Below are 20,854 nucleotides of genomic sequence, written 5' to 3'. Positions count from 1 at the left end.
GCGCGGGGGGTGGGCCATGCGTGGCGCGTCGCGGGAGGCCCGAGGGTGGTACGATGGGTGGCATGGGTTCGACAGCGACAGCGGAGCTCCTCCGACCTGAGCTGATGACGCTGGAGCAGTGGGCCGACCTGGAGGAGGACCAGCCGGGTGAGCTCCTGGACGGTCATCTCGTGGAGGAAGAGGTGCCGACGACGCTGCACGAAGCGGTGGTCAGCTGGCTGATCGAGGTGCTCCGCGGATGGGCCCGACCGCGGGGCGGCTGGGTGTTTGGCTCGGAGTACAAGCTCGGCGTGTCGGCGCGCCGCGGGCGCAAGGCCGACGTGTGCATGTATGCCCAGGGCGCGCCTCTTCGCGGCCGGGACGCGCTCTCCCGGATCCCCCCGACCGTGGTGGTCGAGGTGCTCTCGCAGCGGCCGCGCGACGTGCGGCGCGACCGGATGGAGAAGGCGATCGAGTACGCCCGCTTCGGGGTGCGCTGGTACTGGCTCGTGGATCCCGAGGCGCAGCTCTTCGAGCTGTGCGAGCTCGGCCCCGACGGGTATTACGTGCAGCGGCTGCCCGCATCGGAAGGCAAGGTGCGCGTACCGGGGCTGGACGGGCTGGAGCTCGATCTGGACGCGCTCTGGGCCGAGGTGGCGCCGCTCCTGGACGACGACGCGCCGGAGCGGGACGAGAGCGGCGACAGGTGAGCCGGGGGCGTCAGGCCGGCGGTGGCGCGGCCGCGGGCGCCTCGGCCGGCCGGCTTCGCCCTGGAGCGCCGCTTCTTCGGCACCTCGCAAGCGGCAGCAAATAACGGCGAAACCCGGCCAGCGTTTCGGTGATCGGAGGCGACGAACCTCGCCACCCAGGCGACTTCCTTCAGCATCCTGCGCAGCGCGATCCAGCGCGCGCTTGTTCCAGCCCGGCCGCTCTGGATCGGTGAATGATTGGCGCCGTCATGCTCACCGTGCATGCGCTGTCGTATTGGCCCACCCTGCCCGGCGTCGCGCTCGGGTTCGTGAGCCCCTACCTGGCCCGGGACGCGCTCGTCGCGCACGCGCAGAAGGTGAGGCGATTTCAATCCTATTCGATGATCGGCATCGGGCTGATCGCCGCGGTGGGGCGCGACGTTTTCAAGGAGATCGGGCCGGTCGGGCTCGCGGTGGCGTTCGCCCTCATCGCGGGTCAGCTGGGCATCTACTTCTGGTTGCTCTCGGATCCTCGGATCTCGATCGTTCGCAGCTGAGGTGCTCACCGGGGTTGCACCCCCGGGATGTCGAGGCGCGCGCTCGGCCGCGCGGCGCCGGTCAGCCGCAGGCAGCGTGGTAGTCCGGCCCCTCTTCCCCGCGCAGGATCTCGGTCTGCACGACCGACGCGTCCCGCAGGTGCGCCACCGCGCCGAGCTCGCCGTCGCGGCGGTACGCCGAGAAGGCTTGTTCGTCCGGAAAGGTGACGAGGTGAATCTCCTTCAGGCTGCGCCCAGAACTGTCGGGCGCGGTCACCACGGTCCGCTCGATCGCACCGCCGTACCGGGCCATCACGGCCGCAGCCTTCCTCTCGTACGCGCGGAACGCGTCGAGCGCCTCGCACCGCACCGTGAGGATCACGACCAGCGTCACCGGAACCCCCGCGTGCTCACGCCACGCCGCCGCAGGTGCACAAAAAAAGAGCGCCCATTCGACGGTGGGGGGGGGAAACCGTCACGGGCGCTCCGTCTCCACGTTTAGCAGGATGCGGACCAAGCGTTACCCCGTGGATTTCCGCGCATTTTTCGTAGGGGACGTGTGTCCATCCTTTCGATCCTGAAATCAGCCCGTGCAATCCTGACAGGGCATCTGTTTCTTCCCGACCGTGCACGTGCACGGTCGGGGGGACCCCTCCGGAGGCGGCCGCCTTCGATCGCGCCGTGGATGCGCGGGGCGCGCAGAGGACCCAGCGGCGTCGTGCCGATGCACGAGAGGTGATATCATGAGCGGCCTCCGGGCGTGGCGCCGAACCTGCCGCCGAGGCCCGACGTCGTCGGCTGAGCCCAGCCGCTCGGCGGCGGCGTGCGCCGCTCCCGCCGGGGAGCGCGGCCGCCGCGCGGATCCGGCGCTCGACTCCGTCTGACGGCGCGCGCCGCGCCGGCCTGCGTGCATCGTTGACATCGCCGCCAGGATTGCTCCAATGCGAGCGCCCGCTCCGCGCTGCGCAGACGAGGAGGCTTTCGATGCGGCACTTCCTGACCACGATGGACTACACACGCGCCGAGATCGAGGGCCTCCTCGAGCGCGCGCAGCGCTTCAAGCGGAGGCCGATCGGCTCGAGCCTCAAGGATCGCACCATCGCGCTCGTGTTCTTCAACCCCTCGCTGCGGACGCGCACCTCCTTCGACGTCGGCATCCGGCAGCTCGGCGGCCACGCTGTGATCCTCGAGCCTGGGCGGGGCGCGTGGCCCATCGAGTTCGAGGACGGCGCCGTGATGGACGGCGAGCCGGAGGAGCACGTCCAGGAGGTCGCGCGCGTGCTCTCGCGCTACGCCGACCTCATCGGCGTGCGCGCGTTCCCCAAGTTCCAGCGCTGGGAGGAGGATCGCCAGGACAAGGTGCTCCAGGGGTTCGCCCGTCACGCGACCGTGCCGGTCGTGAACCTCGAGACCATCACCCACCCGTGCCAGGAGCTCGCGCTCGCGCTCTCCATGAAGGAGCGCCTGGGCCGCCTCGACGGCAAGAAGTTCGTCCTCACCTGGACGTACCACCCGCGCCCGCTCAACACCGCAGTCGCCAACTCGGCCGTTCTCATCGCCTCCAAGCTCGGCATGGACGTCACCCTCCTCTGCCCCACCGAGGAGTACCACCTCGACGAGCGCTACCTCGACGCCGCCAGGAAGAGCGCCGCCGAGAGCGGGGGGAAGCTCTCGATCACCCACGACATCGAGTCCGCCTACCGGGGCGCCCACGTCGTGTACGCGAAGAGCTGGGGCGCGATTCCCTACTTCGGGCGCTGGGAGCAGGAGAAGCCCATCCGCGACAGGCACAAGCACTTCATCGTCGACGAGCAGAAGATGGCGCTCACCGCGGGGGGGCTCTTCTCCCACTGCCTGCCGGCCCGGCGCAACGTCAAGGTCACGGACGCGGTGATCGACTCGCCCGCATCCATGGTCATCGACGAGGCCGAGAACCGGCTGCATGTGCAGAAGGCCGTGATGGACGTGCTGGCCAACGGGTGGTGACCACGATGGGCTCGACGCAAGACGTCATCGTCCGCCTCCTCAGGAACCTCGGCAGCCGCAAGGAGGTCGAGCAGTACCTGAAGCAGTACGCGGCCGTCGATCAGCAGAAGTTCGCCGTCATCAAGGTCGGCGGCGCCATCCTCGACGAGGACATCGAGGCGCTCGCGACCTCGCTCGTGTTCCTGAACCAGGTCGGGCTGTATCCCATCGTGATCCACGGCGCCGGGCCGCAGCTCGATCGGGCGCTCGCCGAGGCGGGCATCCCGACCGAGCGCGTCGACGGGCTGCGCGTCACGACGCCCCGCGTCCTGGAGATCGCTCGCCGCGTCTTCCTCCGCGAGAACCTGCGGCTCGTCGAGGCGCTCGAGGAGATGGGCACGCGCACGCGGCCGATCACCGCGGGCGTCTTCGAGGCGTCGCTGATGGACGAGGGGCGCCTCGGGCTGGTGGGCAGGGTGGAGCGCGTCCACGTCGACGCGGTGAGGTCCAGCCTCCGCGCGGGGCACCTGCCCATCCTCGCCTGCCTCGGCGAGACGCCGGGCGGGCAGATCGTCAACATCAACGCCGACGTGGCCGCGCGCGAGCTCGCGCTCGCGACGCAGCCGTTCAAGATGATCTTCCTCACGAGCACGGGCGGCCTCCTCGACGAGCATGGGCGCATCATCTCGGCCATCAACCTCGAGGAGGACTACGCGGGCCTCGTCACCCAGCCCTGGCTCACCGGGGGCATGCGGCTCAAGCTGCAGGAGATCAAGCTCCTGCTCGACGGGCTGCCGGCGACCTCCTCGGTGTCGATCACATCGCCGGATCACCTGGCGAAGGAGCTCTTCACGCACACGGGGTCCGGCACGCTGGTCCGCCGCGGCGAGCGGATCCTGCGGCACGACACGCTGGACGGCATCGATCGCGACCGGCTGCGCGATCTGCTCGAGGCGTGCTTCGAGCGGAAGCTCGACGAGCACTACTTCGACAAGAAGCCGTTCTACCGCATCTACCTGTCCGACTCGTACCGGGCGACGGCGATCCTCACGCTCGACGCGGGCGAGAGGGCGCCCCTGACGCCGTACCTCGACAAGTTCGCGGTGACCACGGAGGCGCAGGGCGTGGGGATCGGCGGCTCGCTCTGGACGCGGATGAAGAACGAGAACCCGAAGCTGTTCTGGCGCGCCCGGAACGGCAACGAGATCAACCCCTGGTATTTTCAGCAGGCCGAGGGCAGCTACCGCAACGAGAACTGGACGGTGTTCTGGTACGGCCTGACCAACTTCGACGACATCCGTGCCTGCATCGATCACGCCCTGTCGTTGCCGACGACCCTACGCCAGCACGGCTCAGCCGAGCTCTGACCGCGAACGCCAGGCCCGACACCCCACGCCCCAGAAGGCGCTCGTACCAGGCTGCGACGGACGCCAGGCCCGAAGTGGCATCACGCACCAGAAGGCGCTCGTATCAAGCTGCGACGAACGTCAGGCCCGAAGCGGCATCACGCCCCGAAAGGCGCTCGTATCAGGCTGCGACGAACGTCAGGCCCGAAGCGGCATCACGCTCCGGGTGGCGCGTGTGGATCGCGGGGTGGTGGGGCCCCACCGAGCTTAGCTCGGTGGGGCGGCGGGGGCGCGTGCCCCCGCCGTGAGACTATTGACCGATCTGCTGGAGGCGCGCGTTGATCACGTCCCAGTTCAGGCCCGAGAGCACGTTGGACACGTAGTCCGCCTTCTTGGTCTGGTAGTCCGCGAAGTAGGCGTGCTCCCAGGCGTCGACGGCGACCATGATATGCGTGTTCGCGAACAGACCGACATCGTGCTCGGTCCGGATGAGGTTGTTGAAGAGCTTCTTCTCCTGGTAGTCGTACACGAGCACCGTCCAGCCGTGCGCGCTCAGGAGCGCCGCCTTCGCGTCCGCCAGCCAGTTGTCGAAGCTGCCGAACGAGGCCTCGATGAGCTGCTTCGACTGGGCGCTCGGCTGCGTCGAGCCGTTGCCGATGTTCTCGAAATACAGCTCGTGCAGCACCGTGCCGTTGAACGCGACAGGCTCGCGGCGCTTGAGCTCGCTGTACACGTTGTACGAGTAGTTCGGCGCGCTGCGATCCGCCTTGCCGAGCTGCTCCCAGATCTCGTTCAGCTTCTTCACGTAGCCCTGGTAGAGCGTGAAATGCGCCTTGAGCTGCAGATCACTCAAGCCCTTGGCGTTGCCGCCGAGGAGATTGTCGAAGTTCTTGGGTTCGCGGGCCATGGTGCCTCCTAAACGAGTGCCGCGAGCAACGCCAACGCGTGCCGCAGGGTTAGATGGCCGCTCTACCGCCGCTGCCCTCCGGTAGCAACCCTGCCGTGCGCGAAGACACCGCGCGGCCGCACGACGCCAGCGGGCCTGACCTCCATGCGGGAAACGCCGTACGCCAGCTCAAGGCGCACCGCGAATGCGCGACGTGGCCGCCGCGACCAGGCCCGCGCCGCAGCGCACACAGCGCCTCCCTCGAGCCGGCTCGATCGCACGCCGCGCGCGTGAAAACCTGGTGAAACGTTGAACGCCGCAGGCGTTTCGGTCGATACTCCTCGGGCTTGCTGTTCCTTCGCGCAGGGAGGCGACCTCGTTCATGCCGGCTCGTACACAGGGGACCCATCCGACGGCCGCGCTCGCGGCGGCGCTGTGCCTGCTCGGCACAGCGGCTCAGGCCGAAGCGCAGGAACCCGCGAGACCCGAAGGGTTCGCGCTCGACAGGTTCCACCCCGCGCCGGCCGGCGACAGGATGTTCGGTGTCCAGTCCGCCTACACAGCAGGAGACGCATCGCCCCACATCATGATCCTCGGCGATTACGCCCAGGATCCGCTCGTGCTGCGGCGGCTCGACGGGAACGAGGGGCTCGGCGACGGCAAGGTCGTCGGCAGCCAGTTCCTGCTCCACCTGAGCGCCTCGCTCTCCCTCTGGAAGCACCTCACGGTGAACGTCGATCTGCCGCTCGCGCTCCAGTCCGGCGACGGCGGGGCCGCCTCGGGGGCCGTGCTCCCGCCGCCGACCCGCAGCGCGCTCGGGGATCTCCGGCTCGGCGCGCGCGCGACCCTCTACGGCGACTATTTCGATCCGTTCCAGATCGCCCTCGCAGGCTACGTGTGGCTGCCGACCGGCGACCCCGAGGCGTACTCCGGCGACGGCGACGTGCGCGGCGGTCCGCAGCTCGTCCTCGGCGGCCACCTGGATCGCGCGGTGTGGTCGCTCGCCGCGGGGCCCGAGTTCAGGTCGAACCGGCAGTTCGCCAACGTCGAGCAGGGGACGACGGTGCACTGGGGCGCCGGCGTCGGGCTGCTGCTCGACGACGAGCGGCGGCTGCAGATCGGGCCCGAGATCACCGGCGCGATCACGGTCTCCGATGTCCAGCAGCGCACGACCAACCTCGAAGCCCTGCTCGGCGGGCGCTACCGCTTCGCCAGCGACTTCGAGGCCGGGCTCGCCGTGGGCCCCGGCCTCACCGCCGGCGTCGGCACGCCCTCGTTCCGCGCGGTGGCCATGGTCGCCTACTCGCCCGAGGTGAAGCCGCCCGTGAAGGACCGGGACGGCGACGGCATCCTCGATGACGCCGACGCGTGCCCGGACGTCGCGGGCGTCCGGAGCGCGGAGCGCGCGAAGAACGGCTGTCCGCCGCCCAAGGACGCGGACCGTGACGGCATCCTCGACGCCGACGACGCCTGCCCCGCCGTGGCCGGCGTCGCCTCCCCCGACCCGAAGAAGAACGGCTGCCCGCCGCCCGGGGACCTCGACAAGGACGGCATCACCGACGACGTCGACGCGTGCCCGGAGCAGGCCGGCCCGACCAGCGACGACCCGAAGAAGCACGGCTGCCCGCCGCCGCCCGATCGCGACAGCGACACGATCCCCGATCCCTCGGACGCGTGCCCGGAGCTGCCCGGCATCGCCACGACCGACCCCACCACGAACGGCTGCCCGGGCGACACCGACGGTGACGGCATCCGCGACGACCAGGACGGCTGCCCGAACGAGAAGGGCAAGCCGAACGAGGACCCGAAGCAGCACGGGTGCCCGACGGCGGTCCGGGTGACCGAGACCGAGATCGTCATCCTGCAGCAGGTGCAGTTCGACATCGGCAAGGCGACCATCCGGCCGGTCAGCAACGAGCTGCTCGAGGAGGTCGCCGGCGTGCTCAAGGACCACCCGGAGATCGTCAAGATCGAGGTCCAGGGGCACACGGACGACCGCGGAACGCGCCAGTTCAACACGAGGCTGAGCCAGGCCCGCGCGGAGTCGGTGCTGAAGGCGCTCGTCGCGCACGGCATCGCGGCCGATCGCATGCAGGCGAAGGGCTACGGCCCCGACGTCCCGATCGCGGAGAACAAGACCGAGGCGGGGCGCCAGAAGAACCGGCGCGTCCAGTTCAACATCATCGAGAAGGCAAAGAAGCAGCCATAGGGCTGGAGGCGTCGATGGCAAAGCGATTGGCAATCACGGGGCTGACCGGCGCCGCGCTCCTCGGGGCGCTCTCGGGGACCTCGCACGCGGCCCAGGTGAACCGGGTCCAGGTGGCGCAGCGGGGCGATTTCGTCCTCATCGGCAACACGCTCGCGCACGACTGCGCGCCCTCCACGCCCGCGCCGCTGGTGGGCACGGTCGGGGCGTGCGGCGACGCCGCGACGCTCGGGGACTCGGCGCCCGACATCTACTGGCGATCCGACAGCCCGCTCGCGGGGCAGGCCGAGGCGAACACCACGATAGCGCCCTCGGCGGCCCGCAGCACCGCGGTCCTCAACCTCCCCCCGGGCTCGCGGGTGACCCACGCGTACCTCTACTGGGCGGCGAGCCGCGAGACGGGCACGGCCGATCTCAGCGTGACCCTGGATCGGCCCGGCACCACCTTCACCAGCAACGTGACCGGCGCGCTCTCGGGACAGGCGAGCTCGGATCTCACCCACGCCCAGGTGGTCGCCGACGTCACCTCCATCGTGCAGGCGCGCGGCGCCGGGGCCTATCGCCTGAGCGGCATCAGCAACGCGGCCCGCCTCGACGGTGACAACCAGAACCAGGCCTTCACGTTCGCCGGCTGGTGGATGGTCGTGCTCTACGAGCTGACGACCGCGCCCGCGCGCTACCTCGCCGTCTTCGACGGGCTGGACACGGTGACCAACGACGCGACGGCGCCCTGGCCGATCTCGGGGTTCGTCGTCCCCTCGGGCGCGGGCGAGGCGAAGCTCGGCGTCATCGGCTACGACGGCGACAGCTCGACCGGCGACGCGATCCAGTGGAACGGGACCGCGCTGTTCGACCAGCAGAACCCGGCGAACAACTTCTTCAACAGCTCCCGCTCGTTCCTCGGCGCGCCGTCGTCGTCGGCGGGCGATCTGCCGCGGCTCACCGGCGCGCCGCTGAGCATGAGCAGCATCGACATCGACGTGGTCCGGGTCCCGTCCAACCTGCTCAGGACCGGCGACACGTCGGCGCAGATCAAGGCGATCGGCTCCACCTCCGACGGCTACCTGCTCGGCGGCTTCATCGCGTCGGTGCCGACGCGCCTGCCGGATCTCACCACGTCGACAAAGCGGGTCCTGGACCTCAACGGCGGCGGCGTCACGCCGGGCGACACGCTAGAGTACACGATCATCGTCGCCAACACCGGGGACGACGACGCCGCGGCGGTCGTGCTGAACGACCCGCTGCCCCCCGGGGTCACCTACGTCCCGGGCTCGCTCGAGATCACCGCCGGCCCGAGCATGGGCGGCGTGACCGACGACCCCGGCGACGACGAGGGCGAGTACATCGACGGCACGAGGACGGTCCGCATCCGCCTCGGCGACGGCGCCGACGCGGCCCAGGGCGGGTCGCTCGGCGTCGACGAGACCACGACGGTGCGGTTCCGCGTCACCATCGACCCGGGCACGGACGGCGAGATCGCGAACCAGGCGACCGTCGCCGCGCAGAGCCCGGAGGGAGGGGCCGCCCAGGCGTACCCGACGGACGGCAACGGCGCGGAGCCGGGCGCGCCGCCCACGAGGATCCTCGTCGACAGCGACGGCGACGGGCTGAGCGACGGCGAGGAGAAGCGCGCCGGCACGGACCCGAACGACGCCGACTCCGACGACGACGGCATCAAGGACAGCGACGAGGACCTCTGGGATCTCGACACCGACGGCGACGGGCTCATCAACGCGCGCGACGTCGACAGCGACAACGACGGCCTCTTCGACGCGACGGAGCGCGGGCTGACGGACTGCAACGGCCCGGGGACGGACCCGCTGGCGGGGCACTGCGTGCCCGACGGCGACGCCGGGGCGACGACGACCGACCCGCTGGACGAGGACACCGACAACGGCGGCGTGCTCGACGGCTCGGAGGACGCGAATCTGGACGGCGTGCTCGACGAGGGCGAGGCGGATCCGAGGGCCGGGCACGGCGCCGACGACCGCCAGATCGTCGACACGGACGGCGACGGGCTCGCCGACAACCTCGAACGGTACATCGGCACCGATCCGAACGACGCCGACACCGACGACGACGGCGTGCCCGACGGGATCGAGCCGAACCCGACGGACGATCACGACGGCGACGGGCTCATCAACGCGCTCGACGTCGACAGCGACAACGACGGCCTCTTCGACGGCACGGAGATGGGCCTCGGCTGCGACGGACCGGGCACCGACGCGGCGGCGGGCAACTGCATCCCCGACGGCGACGCCGGCGCCACCAGGACGTCGCCGCTCGAGGCCGACACCGATGGCGGCGGCGTGACCGACGGCTCCGAGGACACCAACCTGAACGGCGTGGTCGACGCGGGCGAGACAGATCCCCGGGCGGGCCAGGGAGGCGACGATCGGCTGAACGCCGACAGCGACGACGACGGGCTGAGCGACGACCTCGAACTGTACCTCGGCACGGATCCGAACGACGCCGACACCGACGACGACGGCGTGCCCGACGGGCTCGAGCCGAACCCGGCGGACGACACGGACGGCGACGGGCTCATCAACGCGCTCGACGTCGACAGCGACAACGACGGCCTCTTCGACGGGACCGAGCTCGGCCTCGGCTGCGACGGCCCCGGCACCGACGCGCCGTCGCGGCGCTGCACCCCGGACGCGGACGCCGGCGCCACGAAGACGTCGCCGCTCGACGCGGACACGGACAACGGCGGCGTGAACGATGGCTCGGAGGACGCCAACCTGAACGGGGTCGTGGACAACGGCGAGAGCGACCCGACCCGCAGGCACGGCGACGACGACAGCAACAACGCGGACAGGGACGAGGACGGGCTGAGCGACGATCTCGAGGAGACGCTGGGCACGGATCCGAACGACGCCGACACCGACGACGACGGCGTGCCCGACGGGCAGGAGCCGAACCCGTCGGACGACACGGACGGCGACCGGCTCATCAACGCGCTCGACGTCGACAGCGACGACGACGGCCTCTACGACGGCACGGAAATGGGCCTCGGCTGCGACGGCCCCGGCACCGACGCCGACGCTGGGCACTGCACGGAGGACGCCGACGGCGGGGCCACGACGACGTCGGCGGTGCGCCGTGACAGCGACCGGGGCGGCGCGACAGACGGCTCCGAGGACGCCAACCTGAACGGCGCGCTCGATGCCGACGAGACCGACCCGACCGCCGGCCACGGCGACGACGACGGCCAGACCGTCGACAGCGACGGCGATGGGGTAGGCGACGACCTCGAGACGTTCCTCGGGTCGGATCCGGGAGATCGCGACACCGACGACGACGGCCTGCTCGACGGCGAGGAGCCGAACCCCAGCGACGACACGGACGGCGACGGGCAGCCGAACATCCTCGACGCGGACAGCGACGGGGATGGGCTCTTCGACGGCACCGAGGCGGGGAAGGGCTGCGAGGACGTGGACACCGCCGGCGACGCCGGGACCTGCACGCCGGACGCCGACGGTGGGGCCTCGACGACGAGCGTGCTGGACCCCGACACCGACCGCGGCGGCGAGAGCGACGGCGACGAGGACCTGAACCACAACGGCACGATCGACGAGGGCAGCAACGAGACCGACCCGAACAACCCCGGGGACGACCGCGGCGATCGCGACGACGACGGCCTCTCGAACAGCGAGGAGGCGACGCTCGGCACCGATCCGGACGACGCCGACAGCGACGACGACGGGGTGCTCGACGGCGACGAGATCGAGCCCGGCGCCGACACGGACGAGGACGGGAAGATCAACGCGCTCGATCCCGACAGCGACGGGGACGGGCTCTTCGATGGGACCGAGCTGGGCCTGGACTGCTCGCACGAGGACACGGACGCCGACGCGGAGACCTGCGTGCCCGACGGCGACAGCGGCGACACGACGACGGATCCGACGAAGGCCGATACCGACGGCGGCGGCGCCGCCGACGGCGACGAGGACGCGGACCACGACGGCATGATCGACGCGGGCGAGCGCGATCCGAACAACCCTGCGGACGACCAGCCCACGGCGTGCGAGCAGGACGGCGATTGCGGCGCCGGCATGGTGTGCGACGAGGCGACGACGAACGAGTGCGTCCCGGGTTGCCGCAACCCGGACAACAGCATCGGTCCGTGCACCACGGCGCCGCCCGGCGACGGCGTCGTGGTGCAAGGCGGCGGCTGCGCCTGCACGGCAGGCGCGGACGGCCACGGCAGCCCGTCGGTGCCCTGGGCCCTGCTCGCGGCCGGCGCCTGCGCCGCCGCGCTGCACCGGCGCCGCCGGCGCGGCTGAGCCCCTCCCCGACGGCGCCCCCGCCCGGAGCAGGCCGGGGGCGCCTGTTCAACAAATACTTGAAATAACTAGATTTTCGTCTATCAGGCGCCTCTGCCTGCGAGGCGAGGCGGACCCGACCGGGTTGCCGCCGGGGCCGAGGCGGACCCGACCCAGGTTGCCGCCGGGGCCGACGGGTCCGGGGCGCCGCGACCCGCCCGGGTCGGATGCGCCGCGGGTTGCCATCCGCCGTCCGTGGCCTAACGATATTTCCTCACGGGAGAGTGCATCTTGCTCCGACCTTCTGATTCCGTCGTCCGCGCCATCACGATGGATGGCGCCTTTCGCGTCATCACGGCGCTGACCACCGAGACCGTGCGAGGGGCCATCGCGGTGCAGACGGCCACCGGCGCGACCGCGCAGCGGCTGGGAGAGCTGATCACGGGCGCCATCCTCGTGCGTGAGGCGATGGCGCCGAACCTGCGCGTGCAGGCGATCGTCAAGGGCGCGGCCGGCCACGGGTCCCTGGTGGCGGACTCGCACCCGGACGGCACGAGCCGCGGCCTCGTCAACCTGGGCAAGGGCGCGACGAAGAAGAGCGCGGTGGAGATCGGCGCGGGGTCGCTGCTGCAGGTGATGCGCACGCTGCCGAACGGCATGCTCCACCAGGGGGTCGTCGAGGTCCCGGCCGAGGGCGGCATCTCGGGCGGCCTGATGACGTACATGCAGGAGTCGGAGCAGGTCGTCTCGATGATCGCGGTGGCGACGCTGATCGGCGAGGACGGCGTCGGCACCTCGGGCGGGTACCTCGTGCAGCTGCTCCCGGAGGTCGAGCGCGGTCCGCTCATGGTGATGACCGAGCGGCTCAAGGACTTCGAGCGCCTCGACGACGTGCTCGCGCAGGAGGGCGCCTCGGCGGACGTGCTGCTCGAGGAGCTGCTCCACGGCATGCCGTTCTCGCGGCTCGACGCCTCGCCGCTCAGCTTCAGCTGTCGCTGCAGCGAGCTCCGGGTCATGACCACGCTGGCGAGCCTGCCGCGGAGCGACATCGAGGAGATGGTCGAGGACGGGAAGCTCCTCGACATCCGCTGCGACTACTGCGGCAAGGACTACCAGGTGTCGCCGTCGCAGCTCCGCTCGCTGCTGATGACGAGCTGATCGCGGCGCGCCGGCGCCGCGCCGCGCGGGGTCACGCCGGCTGGCCGGGCGAGAGGCCGCGGATCACGAAGGCGATGACCTGCTCGATCTCGGCCTCGTCGTCCCACGCCGCGTCGGGAGCGATGAACACGCGGTGGAGGATGTACCCCGCGAACGTCGAGGCGACGCAGCGGAGGACGAGCGCGGGCGGCCATCCGACGATCTGCCCCTCGCGCTGGAAGCGCTCGATCAAGGCGATCCCCCTCGCGAGGAACGGCGCGAACACCCGGCCGGCGATGCCGATCCGCAGATCGGCGTCGAAGGGCAGCTCCTGCGCCAGGATGCGCACGAGCTGCGGGTGCGCGCGCACGAACGCGGCGCGCTCGGCGAGGAGCGCCCGCAGGAACGCCTCGAAGGTCGGGTACGTCGCGCTGAAGAGCGGGTCCATGGAGCGCGCCATCGCGGGCCCCACGAGCTGCTCGATGGCGGGCCCGAGCACCCCCAGGAGGAGATCCCTCTTTGTCGGGAAGTACTTGAAGATCGTCGCCTCCGCGACCCCCGCGCGCCGGGCGATGTCCCGGGTCGCGGTCCCGTGGAAGCCGTGCTCTGCGAAGGCGGTCACCGCGGCCTCGACGATCTTCTTCTGCGCCTCGGTCAACGTGTCGCTCGAGCGCGGTCGTCGGCTCATCGGCGTTCCTTCTGCTCACCTTCTGGTGCCGCGCGCCAGCGATCCCGACGGATCTCGGCCGCCGCCGCGCCGCGATCGGCAAGGGCGCTAGGCGGATCCGGCCCTGCGCGTGAAGAGCCGGTCGAGGGCGCGCCGGAGCTCGTCCTCGTCGAGCGGATCGCTGCGCACGCCGAGATAGCCGTCCGGCCGGACGAGGACGGCGGCCGAGGACGAGACGCCGTACGCCGCGTGGGCGTGGCCGTCCGGATCGGCGTACCCTCCGGCCTCGGGCGCGCCGATGACCAGGACCTCGAGGTCGGGCCCGCCGAGCTGCGCGGCGAGCTTCCGGGCGTGCTCGCGGGCTCCGCCGTCCGCCTGCGGGCCGGTGAAGAGCAGCAGCGTGGATCCGGCGCCGCGCATCAGGTCGATGAGGTGGACCTGCTCGCCCGCCGCGCCGCGAACCACGGCGTCCGGCGCGCGATCCCCGGCGCGGGGCCCGTGCTCCGGCGGGCTTCCGATCTGCACCGACAGCGGGCTCTTCCGGTAGCGGATCTGGAGCTGCGACAGGAATCCCAGGATCCTGCGCTGCACGACGGAGATGCCGAAAGCGCGGGCCATGAGGCGCGGCGCGACCGCGCGCAGCGTCCGGCCCACCGGACCGTGCCCGGCCAGGAGACCGAACAGGCGGTCGGTGAAGTCGACGAGCCGGCGTGCCACGGGAAGCCGCTCCATCTCGTAGGTGTCCAGCAGCCACGCCGGCATCCGGCCCTGCTCGACGGCCGCGAGCTTCCACGCCAGGTTGTAGGCGTCCTGGATTCCTGTGTTCATGCCCTGCCCGCCGGCCGGGCTGTGGATATGCGCCGCGTCTCCGGCGAGGAACACCCGTCCTTTGCGCAGCCGCGTGGCCACGCGGTGGTGCAGCCGGTAGCGCGAGAGGACGATCGCTCTCTGGACCTCGAACGGGACCGGGATCATCTCGCGCATCGCGGCCTCGAACTCCTCGCGCGAGACCGGCGCGCCGTGCTCCGGCGGCGCTTCGGGCCGGATGAGGATGACCCGGAAGCGGTGGCTGCCGAGCACTGGAAAGGCTGCGAGGACGCCCCGGCGCGAGGGGCTGAGATAGATCTCGCCGTCCGGCAGCGGCCAGTCGAGGACGAGGTCGCCGAGCATGCAGTGATCGTCGTAGGTGTCCCCCTCGAAGGCGATGTCGGCGCCCTTGCGGACAGCGCTGCGCGCGCCGTCGCAGCCGAGGAGCCACCCGGCGCGCACCTCCTCGAGGCTCCCGTCGGCCCGGCGGAGCGTGCACGTGACACCGTCGCTGTCCTGCGCGTAGGCGGCGAGCTCGACGCCGCGCTCGAGCGCCACGCCCAGCCCGGGGAGCCGGGAGGCCAGGACGCGCTCGGTGTCGAGCTGCTGGATGACGAAGATGCCCGGGATCGGCGTGGACAGCTCCGGGAAATCGAAGATCGGCAGCCGGGCGCGCTGTCCGTTCGCGAGGAGGACGTTGAACCCTCCCACGCGCACGGCGCGCTCCAGGGCAGCATCGACGATCCCCATCCTGCGGAAGATCTCCATCGTCCGCGCCTGCACGGCGAGCGCCCGCGAGTGATCCGCGGGCGGCTCCAGCGCCCTGTCCACGATCCGCACCGCGAGCCCTCGCCGGGCGAGCTCCCCGGCCATCGTCAACCCGGTCGGCCCTCCCCCGACGACCAGCGCATCGAGTGCTCTCGCCATGACCCGCCTCCAGCGTGGTGAGTGAGTACTCACTCACTATAACAGGAGCGACCGGGTTGGCAAGAGGGGGCGGGATCGCGGGCGCGCCGCAGGCGCGAGATCGCCAGGATCCCGAGGCGTCCTGGTTCGCGTTGCTCGCGAGGATCTGGCAGTCCGGGATGCGGCGCTCACGACAAAGTCCTCCTGCCGGTCCAACCTGCCTGTCGGGACCGGCCTCTCGCGGAGGCCATGGATACGTCAGATTCGTAGCATTTCAATGCGTTGCATTTTCGCGCCCGGGATTATCACCAATGGTGAAATACAGGATCGTCAGTCCGCCGAATGTGGCCGCGCCCGCGCCCCATCCTTTCACCTCTCGCGGCCGAACCTGGGCTGCGGCTTCGCTCCTGGGCCGGCGGATAAGTGCACGGCATCAACGGCGCAGGGGGGCCACGTCCACCGGCTACGTCGACGGTCTTCCCCTGTACGTGAACTGCGGCAGAGCGGACCTCTACCCTCGCTGGAGCGTGCCGTCCATGGCCGCCTGCCGCGGGGGGAGGGGCGCGTTCGGGGAGACCGGTCCGGGTCTCGGCGGCGCGCCGAGCGGGAAATTTCCCAGGAGCTGCGCTACCGTGCGACGGACCGCCGGGCAGCAGACTCGTCAGTTCAAGAAAGAGTGGATGACCTCGATGCGAGAACCCAACTATCACGCGCACCATCTCCGGACCGTATCGCGCCTCGTCGAGCGGCTGAGCGCGGACCCCTGCTCCGTAGCGATCATCATCGGAGGCTCCCAGGCGAAGGGGCTGGGGAAGGAGACGTCGGACGTCGACTTCTTCTGGGTGGTCACCGACGAGGAGCACAGGCGGCGGTATGCGGCCGGCGAGCTGGTCTACGTCGCCTGGGACCCGGGCCTCGTTGACTATCCAGGCGGCTACGTCGACGGCAAGATCATCAGCCATGATCTCCTCGAGAAGACCCGCGAGCGCGGCAGTGAGCCGGCGCGCTCGGCGTTCCTGGGCGCGACGGTCGCCTGGTCGCGGCGCCCGGACATCGACGGCCTGGTGCGCGCGATCTCGGCCTATCCCGAGCACGAGCGCGCGCACAAGATGCTGGGGTTCATCGCCCAGCTGGAGGCGATGCGCTATTATCTCGAGTCGGCGGAGCAGCACGACAACCGGTATCTCCTGACCTGGGCTTCGGCGCGCGCGGTGCTCTTCGGCTACCGGCTGATCCTGGCGCACAACCGCATCCTGTATCCGTACCACAAGTGGGTGAGGGCCTTCGTGGCGGACGCGCCCGAGAGGCCGGCGGATCTCCTGCACCTCGCCGACGAGCTGATCCGTGCGCCTGGCAAGAAGACGGGCGAAGCGTTCTGCGGCGCGGTGCTCTCGTTTCGTGACTGGGAGAAGCCCGCACAGTGGCAGACACGGTTCATGGAGGACTCCGAGCTCAACTGGCTCCACACGCCGCCTCCGCTCGAGGACGCCTGAGGCGATCCCGCGGGCCGGGACACAGGTGGTGAGCGCGGCGAGAACGGCGAGAACACCCGGAGTCGGCCAGTGTTCGTGCCCTACCTGTGCGCAGGAAAACTCCACACACGACTACGACATCAGCAGAAAGTTACCACGACAGATCTCTTGCTTGCCCCCAAACCCCTTGCTGGCGCCGAGGAGATCTGTATAAGCTTCTGGTCTCAACTTCCTTCCGTTCGACCTTCGGACCTGGTCGGGCGCTCACAGGAGTCATCAAGATGCGACCGATGGCAAGGTGTGCGTCGCTGCTCGGCCCGAAGACGTCCGAGGCAGCGTGGTTCCTGGGTCCTCGGATGAGGATGTCGACGAGCTCAGGAACGCAGCTCCTGCAGGGCAGTGGCTGCAATCGAGCTGTAGAGTCGCGCTCCTGGCTGAAGGGAACGAGGGCTCTCTCTGCCGCCTCCCTTCTGATGCTCGTGGCGTGTGCCGAAGGCTCCAGTCTGGGCGGCGATGGCGGAGGGGGCGGGAGCAGCGCCACATCGAGCTCGAGCGGGGCGTCCTCGTCCAGCTCGAGCAGCGTGGGGTCTACAGGCTCGACCACGAGCAGCACGACCAGCTCCGCGACGAGCAGCACGACGGGCGTCGGCGGGGAAGGCGGCGCCGGCGGTCTGGGCGGCGCTGGCGGCATCGGCGGCGCCGGCGGGGATGGCGGAGCCGACGTGACGAGCACCACGATGAGCAGCTCGGTCAGCTCCACGACAAGCAGCTCGGTCAGCTCCACGGCGAGCAGCTCGGTCAGCTCCACGGCGAGCAGCTCGGTCAGCTCCACGGCGAGCAGCTCGGTCAGCTCCACGGCGAGCAGCTCGACGGGGGTCGGCGGCGGCAGCGCCACGAGCTCTACCACCGCGAGCTCCACCACCGGCGGCATCACCACGCCGGCGCTCGAGCTGCAGTACGCCGCCAGAGCGACGGCCGCCGAGTCCTCGGAGCTGTCGTTCCAGGTCCGGGTCAAGAACACCGGAGATGAGAGCATCGCGCTCAGCGATCTGACGATTCGCTACTGGTTCACGGCCGACGTCACGGAGGTGGATCTCAAGAGCGACTGCGACTTCGCGTTGACCACCAGCATATGCGCCAACGTCGTCACCAGCACGTTCGACAAGGCGTCGGGCACGGACGCGGATCACTACTTGGAGCTCGGCTTCCTCGCCGCCGCAGGCAGCATCTCCCCGGGCGCCACGACCGGACCGGTACAGGTCCGCATCCACAACCGCGACGTGTACGACCGCATGACGCAGACCGACGACTACTCGTTTGAAGCGACGACCGCTTGGATCCCGTCGATGCAGATCACCGTGTACCACGAGCGCATGCTCGCCTGGGGCATCGAGCCCTAGCCCAGAGCACACCTCCCCGACGGCCGGCCCGGGCGAAACACCTCGCGAGCGCCCGCCACGCTCGGAGCAGCGTGCGCTGCGGATACAGATCTCCTGGCAGGACATCTCATCGACCAGACGAAGACGGCCGTATTTCCAGGCCATGTCCGCCCGGAGGGCACCCCCGCAGGCCCGTCGGCGCGCTGTGGCAGCCTGACACGCCGCGCGAGCACGCCACACCCACCAGCGCGCCTTCGCCCATCCGGCGTTGCCGCGATGTAACCAATTTTCCAGGGAAATACGTCCTGCCGCGGGGCCCGAGAGTCTCCACTCCGTCTGGAGACGGACAGCGCAGGCGGCACCATCCTTGAATGGGACGCGTCCGGATCCTGAAATCTATGGACGTCACCGCGCGCGCAACCCATCCGCCTCCGTCATCCCACACCCGGCCGTCGCAGGCCCCGATCTCGCGCGATCCGCCGCGGAGCGGGACGCGGCTCGGCCTCGGCCGGTTCGACGCCCTGACGCGGCGGGCCGCGGACACACCGGGCCTCATCAGCTTCGCGGGCGGGCTGCCGGCGCCGGGGGAGTTCCCGCGGTCCAAGCTCGCGGCGTCGTTCGTCCGCGCGCTCCAGATCCCCAGCTGTCCGGCGCTCCAGTACGGCTGGCCCGAGGGCGACGGGGACCTCCGCTCCTGGATCGCCGGGCAGCTGCGACGGCGCGGCGCCAGCGTCGCTCGCGACGACATCATCGTGACCAGCGGCGCGCAGCAGGCCGTGTCCCTCGCCGCGCAGATGGTCCGCGCGCCGGGCGCCAGGATCGGCGTCGACCCCGAGAGCTACCCCGGCGCGCTCGATCTGTTCCAGGCGCGCCGCGCGACGCTCGTCGACGACGGTAGCCACGTCGATGCCTATTACCTCATGCCCGCTGTCTCCAACCCCCGTGGACGCAGGCTGTCGCCACACGAGCGGGCAAAGGTCCTCTCGACCCTCCGGCCGATCATCGAGGACGACGCCTACGCGGATCTCTGCTTCGACGGCGCCGCCCCGCGGCCGCTCCTGGCCGAGGCGCCCGATCGCGTGTTCCACGTCGGGACGTTCTCGAAGACGCTGTGCCCCGGGCTCCGCGTCGGCTGGCTCGTGCCCCCGCGCGCGCTCCGGGCCGATGTCCTCAAGCTGAAGCAAGCCGACGACCTGCAGGCGGCCAGCCTGCCGCAGGCCATCCTGGAAGACTACCTCCGCAACGAGGACTTCGATCAGCGGCTCGCGCGCCTGCGCGAGTTCTACGCCCGCCGCGCCGCCCGCATGGAACAAGCGCTCCGCCGGTACCTGCCCGGCTGGAGGTTCGAGTCGCCGGCCGGCGGCTTCGCTCTCTGGGTCGAGCCCGACGCCGAGCCGAACGAGGCGTTCTTCCTGGCCGCCGCCATCGAGCACGGCGTCGCCTTCGACCCAGGGTCGCTGTTCCGCGCGAACGGCGCCGTGACCCCGTTCGCCCTCCGGCTGTGCTTCTCGTCGGTCTCGCGCGACGAGGACCTCGACGAGGGGGTCCGCCGCCTCGCGCGGTGCTGGGCCGAGGTCGCGTAGCCCCCGCCGGCTCCCGCGAGCGCGGCCGGCGCCACCCATCGTGCTCGTTCTCCTCTTCCCGGCGCCTTCCCCGCGATTGACGGTAACCACCGGTAACTGGCGATAACTGACAATTTCCCCCTCGCGGCGCGGCGCGTTCGGCGTCGACAGATCGATCTTCGGCCCCAGGGATCCTGTCGAGAGACATGATCCCCCGGACCCGCCGCGCGACGCTCCGCGGGCGCCTCGAGCGCCTCGCCCTCGTGGCGATCACGCTGGCGGCCCTCCTCGCGTCGGCGTCCCCCGCGCGCGCACGCCAGACGTTCTTCGATTACGGAGACCACTCGAGCGCCGAGGAAGCCCTCGAGTTCTCCGAACTCCACCTTGCTCGCGTCGTGTATTCCGAGCTCGGGTGTCCGAGCCGCCCGGTGTGGCTGAAGCTCGGCGCCGCGCAGGGAGAGACGCTCCGCGTGCAGCTCGGCATGCCGGAGATGGACGCGCTCCGCCGCGAGCGCCCCTCCCTCGCGCTGCTCGGCCCCGGCCTGCCGCGGCCCGCGGCGCTGCCCTTCGCGGCGCCCGCGGGGCTCGGCGCGCGGATCTTCGCGACCCGGAGCGTGCACGACGCGGAGGTGGTCCGCGAGCCCGTCACCGGCGCCCGCTCCTGGCTCCTGCTCGAGCAGCGGATCGAGGTGCCCGAGACCGGGAGCTATCACCTCGTCGCGTGGAGCCCGGAGGCGCGCCGCGTACGGCTCTGGATCGCGATCGGCGAGGAGCCGAGCGAGGAGCTCAGCAACGTGGACGACCCGGTGGAACGCGCGATGGCGTTCCACCAGCCCTGGACGGCGCCCGACCTCAGCGCGCCCTGCACGCGCGCGCGCCGCCCGGCGCCCGCGCGGCCCGGGGACGGCGCCTCGGCGGCGGCCTGCGCGCACGCCGCCGGCCCTGCGCGCGGCGCGCTGCCTGGCCTCGCTGCGGCGGCGCTCGCCGCGGCCGCGGCGCGGCGAGCGCGGCGCCGCTGCGTGCCCGGGCGGTGACGGGTGCCGTCCCCG

15 protein-coding genes are annotated in these 20,854 nt (G+C 70.9%); 11 read left to right on the top strand and 4 right to left on the bottom strand.

What is annotated here, in order from left to right; genetic code table 11:
- Nucleotides 1-62 precede the first annotated feature (62 nt).
- Together WMF28_RS00430 and WMF28_RS00425 are read left to right on the top strand one after the other, a co-directional pair.
- A complete protein-coding gene (locus tag WMF28_RS00430) occupies nt 63-689 on the top strand; it encodes a Uma2 family endonuclease (protein ID WP_437600008.1) in 627 nt (208 codons plus the stop codon).
- 248 nt (nt 690-937) lie between these two features.
- Nucleotides 938-1,225, top strand: a complete 288-nt coding sequence (locus WMF28_RS00425) for a hypothetical protein (protein ID WP_437600007.1) — start codon at nt 938-940, stop codon at nt 1,223-1,225.
- A gap of 61 nt (nt 1,226-1,286) precedes the next feature.
- Here WMF28_RS00425 and WMF28_RS00420 read toward each other — a convergent pair whose 3' ends face one another.
- On the bottom strand, nt 1,287-1,598 hold the full coding sequence (locus WMF28_RS00420; RefSeq protein ID WP_437600006.1) for a hypothetical protein: 312 nt from the start codon (nt 1,596-1,598) through the stop codon (nt 1,287-1,289).
- 590 nt (nt 1,599-2,188) lie between these two features.
- Here WMF28_RS00420 and WMF28_RS00415 point away from each other — a divergent pair.
- Together WMF28_RS00415 and WMF28_RS00410 are read left to right on the top strand one after the other, a co-directional pair.
- Complete coding sequence (locus WMF28_RS00415) at nt 2,189-3,190, top strand: N-acetylornithine carbamoyltransferase (protein ID WP_437600005.1); 1,002 nt, start codon at nt 2,189-2,191, stop codon at nt 3,188-3,190.
- 5 nt (nt 3,191-3,195) lie between these two features.
- The gene (locus WMF28_RS00410; protein ID WP_437600004.1) at nt 3,196-4,536 is read left to right on the top strand and encodes an acetylglutamate kinase; all 1,341 of its coding nucleotides are present in this window, start codon (nt 3,196-3,198) and stop codon (nt 4,534-4,536) included.
- A 289-nt stretch (nt 4,537-4,825) separates the two neighbouring features.
- On the opposite strand, the gene WMF28_RS00405 is transcribed toward WMF28_RS00410, so the two are convergent.
- Nucleotides 4,826-5,422 carry a superoxide dismutase gene (locus WMF28_RS00405; RefSeq protein WP_437600003.1) on the bottom strand — a complete coding sequence of 199 codons (597 nt, stop codon included), beginning with the start codon at nt 5,420-5,422 and terminating at the stop codon, nt 4,826-4,828.
- 361 nt (nt 5,423-5,783) lie between these two features.
- Here WMF28_RS00405 and WMF28_RS00400 point away from each other — a divergent pair, with 361 nt between their 5' ends.
- The 3 genes from WMF28_RS00400 to WMF28_RS00390 all read left to right on the top strand — a co-directional run bounded on the left by WMF28_RS00400 (nt 5,784) and on the right by WMF28_RS00390 (nt 13,033).
- Nucleotides 5,784-7,610 (top strand): OmpA family protein, encoded by a 1,827-nt coding sequence (locus WMF28_RS00400; protein ID WP_437600001.1) that lies wholly within the window; start codon nt 5,784-5,786, stop codon nt 7,608-7,610.
- Nucleotides 7,611-7,624: 14 nt separating this feature from the next.
- Complete coding sequence (locus tag WMF28_RS00395; RefSeq protein ID WP_437600000.1) at nt 7,625-11,896, top strand: hypothetical protein; 4,272 nt, start codon at nt 7,625-7,627, stop codon at nt 11,894-11,896.
- 270 nt (nt 11,897-12,166) lie between these two features.
- Nucleotides 12,167-13,033: an Hsp33 family molecular chaperone HslO gene (locus WMF28_RS00390; RefSeq protein WP_437599999.1), complete on the top strand. Its 867-nt coding sequence runs from the start codon at nt 12,167-12,169 to the stop codon at nt 13,031-13,033.
- A gap of 31 nt (nt 13,034-13,064) precedes the next feature.
- Here the strand turns inward: WMF28_RS00390 and WMF28_RS00385 are convergent, their stop codons facing one another.
- Both WMF28_RS00385 and WMF28_RS00380 read right to left on the bottom strand, forming a co-directional pair.
- Nucleotides 13,065-13,700, bottom strand: coding sequence for a TetR/AcrR family transcriptional regulator (locus WMF28_RS00385; RefSeq protein WP_437599998.1), 636 nt, complete (start codon nt 13,698-13,700; stop codon nt 13,065-13,067).
- Nucleotides 13,701-13,787: 87 nt separating this feature from the next.
- Entirely contained in the window at nt 13,788-15,413 is a 1,626-nt protein-coding gene (locus WMF28_RS00380) for an FAD-dependent monooxygenase (RefSeq protein WP_437599996.1), read from the bottom strand.
- A gap of 668 nt (nt 15,414-16,081) precedes the next feature.
- Here WMF28_RS00380 and WMF28_RS00375 point away from each other — a divergent pair.
- From WMF28_RS00375 to WMF28_RS00360, 4 genes are all read left to right on the top strand, one after another.
- A complete protein-coding gene (locus tag WMF28_RS00375) occupies nt 16,082-16,885 on the top strand; it encodes a nucleotidyltransferase domain-containing protein (protein WP_437599995.1) in 804 nt (267 codons plus the stop codon).
- Between the two features lie 560 nt (nt 16,886-17,445).
- Nucleotides 17,446-18,264: a cellulose binding domain-containing protein gene (locus WMF28_RS00370; protein WP_437599994.1), complete on the top strand. Its 819-nt coding sequence runs from the start codon at nt 17,446-17,448 to the stop codon at nt 18,262-18,264.
- Nucleotides 18,265-18,641: 377 nt separating this feature from the next.
- The gene (locus tag WMF28_RS00365) at nt 18,642-19,826 is read left to right on the top strand and encodes a PLP-dependent aminotransferase family protein (protein ID WP_437599993.1); all 1,185 of its coding nucleotides are present in this window, start codon (nt 18,642-18,644) and stop codon (nt 19,824-19,826) included.
- A gap of 185 nt (nt 19,827-20,011) precedes the next feature.
- Nucleotides 20,012-20,839 carry a hypothetical protein gene (locus tag WMF28_RS00360; protein ID WP_437599992.1) on the top strand — a complete coding sequence of 276 codons (828 nt, stop codon included), beginning with the start codon at nt 20,012-20,014 and terminating at the stop codon, nt 20,837-20,839.
- The last annotated feature ends 15 nt before the right edge of the window (nt 20,840-20,854 follow it).

It is taken from the genome of Sorangium sp. So ce590 (assembly GCF_051521365.1).
GTDB lineage: Bacteria > Myxococcota_A > Polyangia > Polyangiales > Polyangiaceae > Sorangium.
The sequence above is the reverse complement of the archived record's forward strand: the minus strand, read 5'-3'. Positions and strand labels throughout refer to the sequence as shown.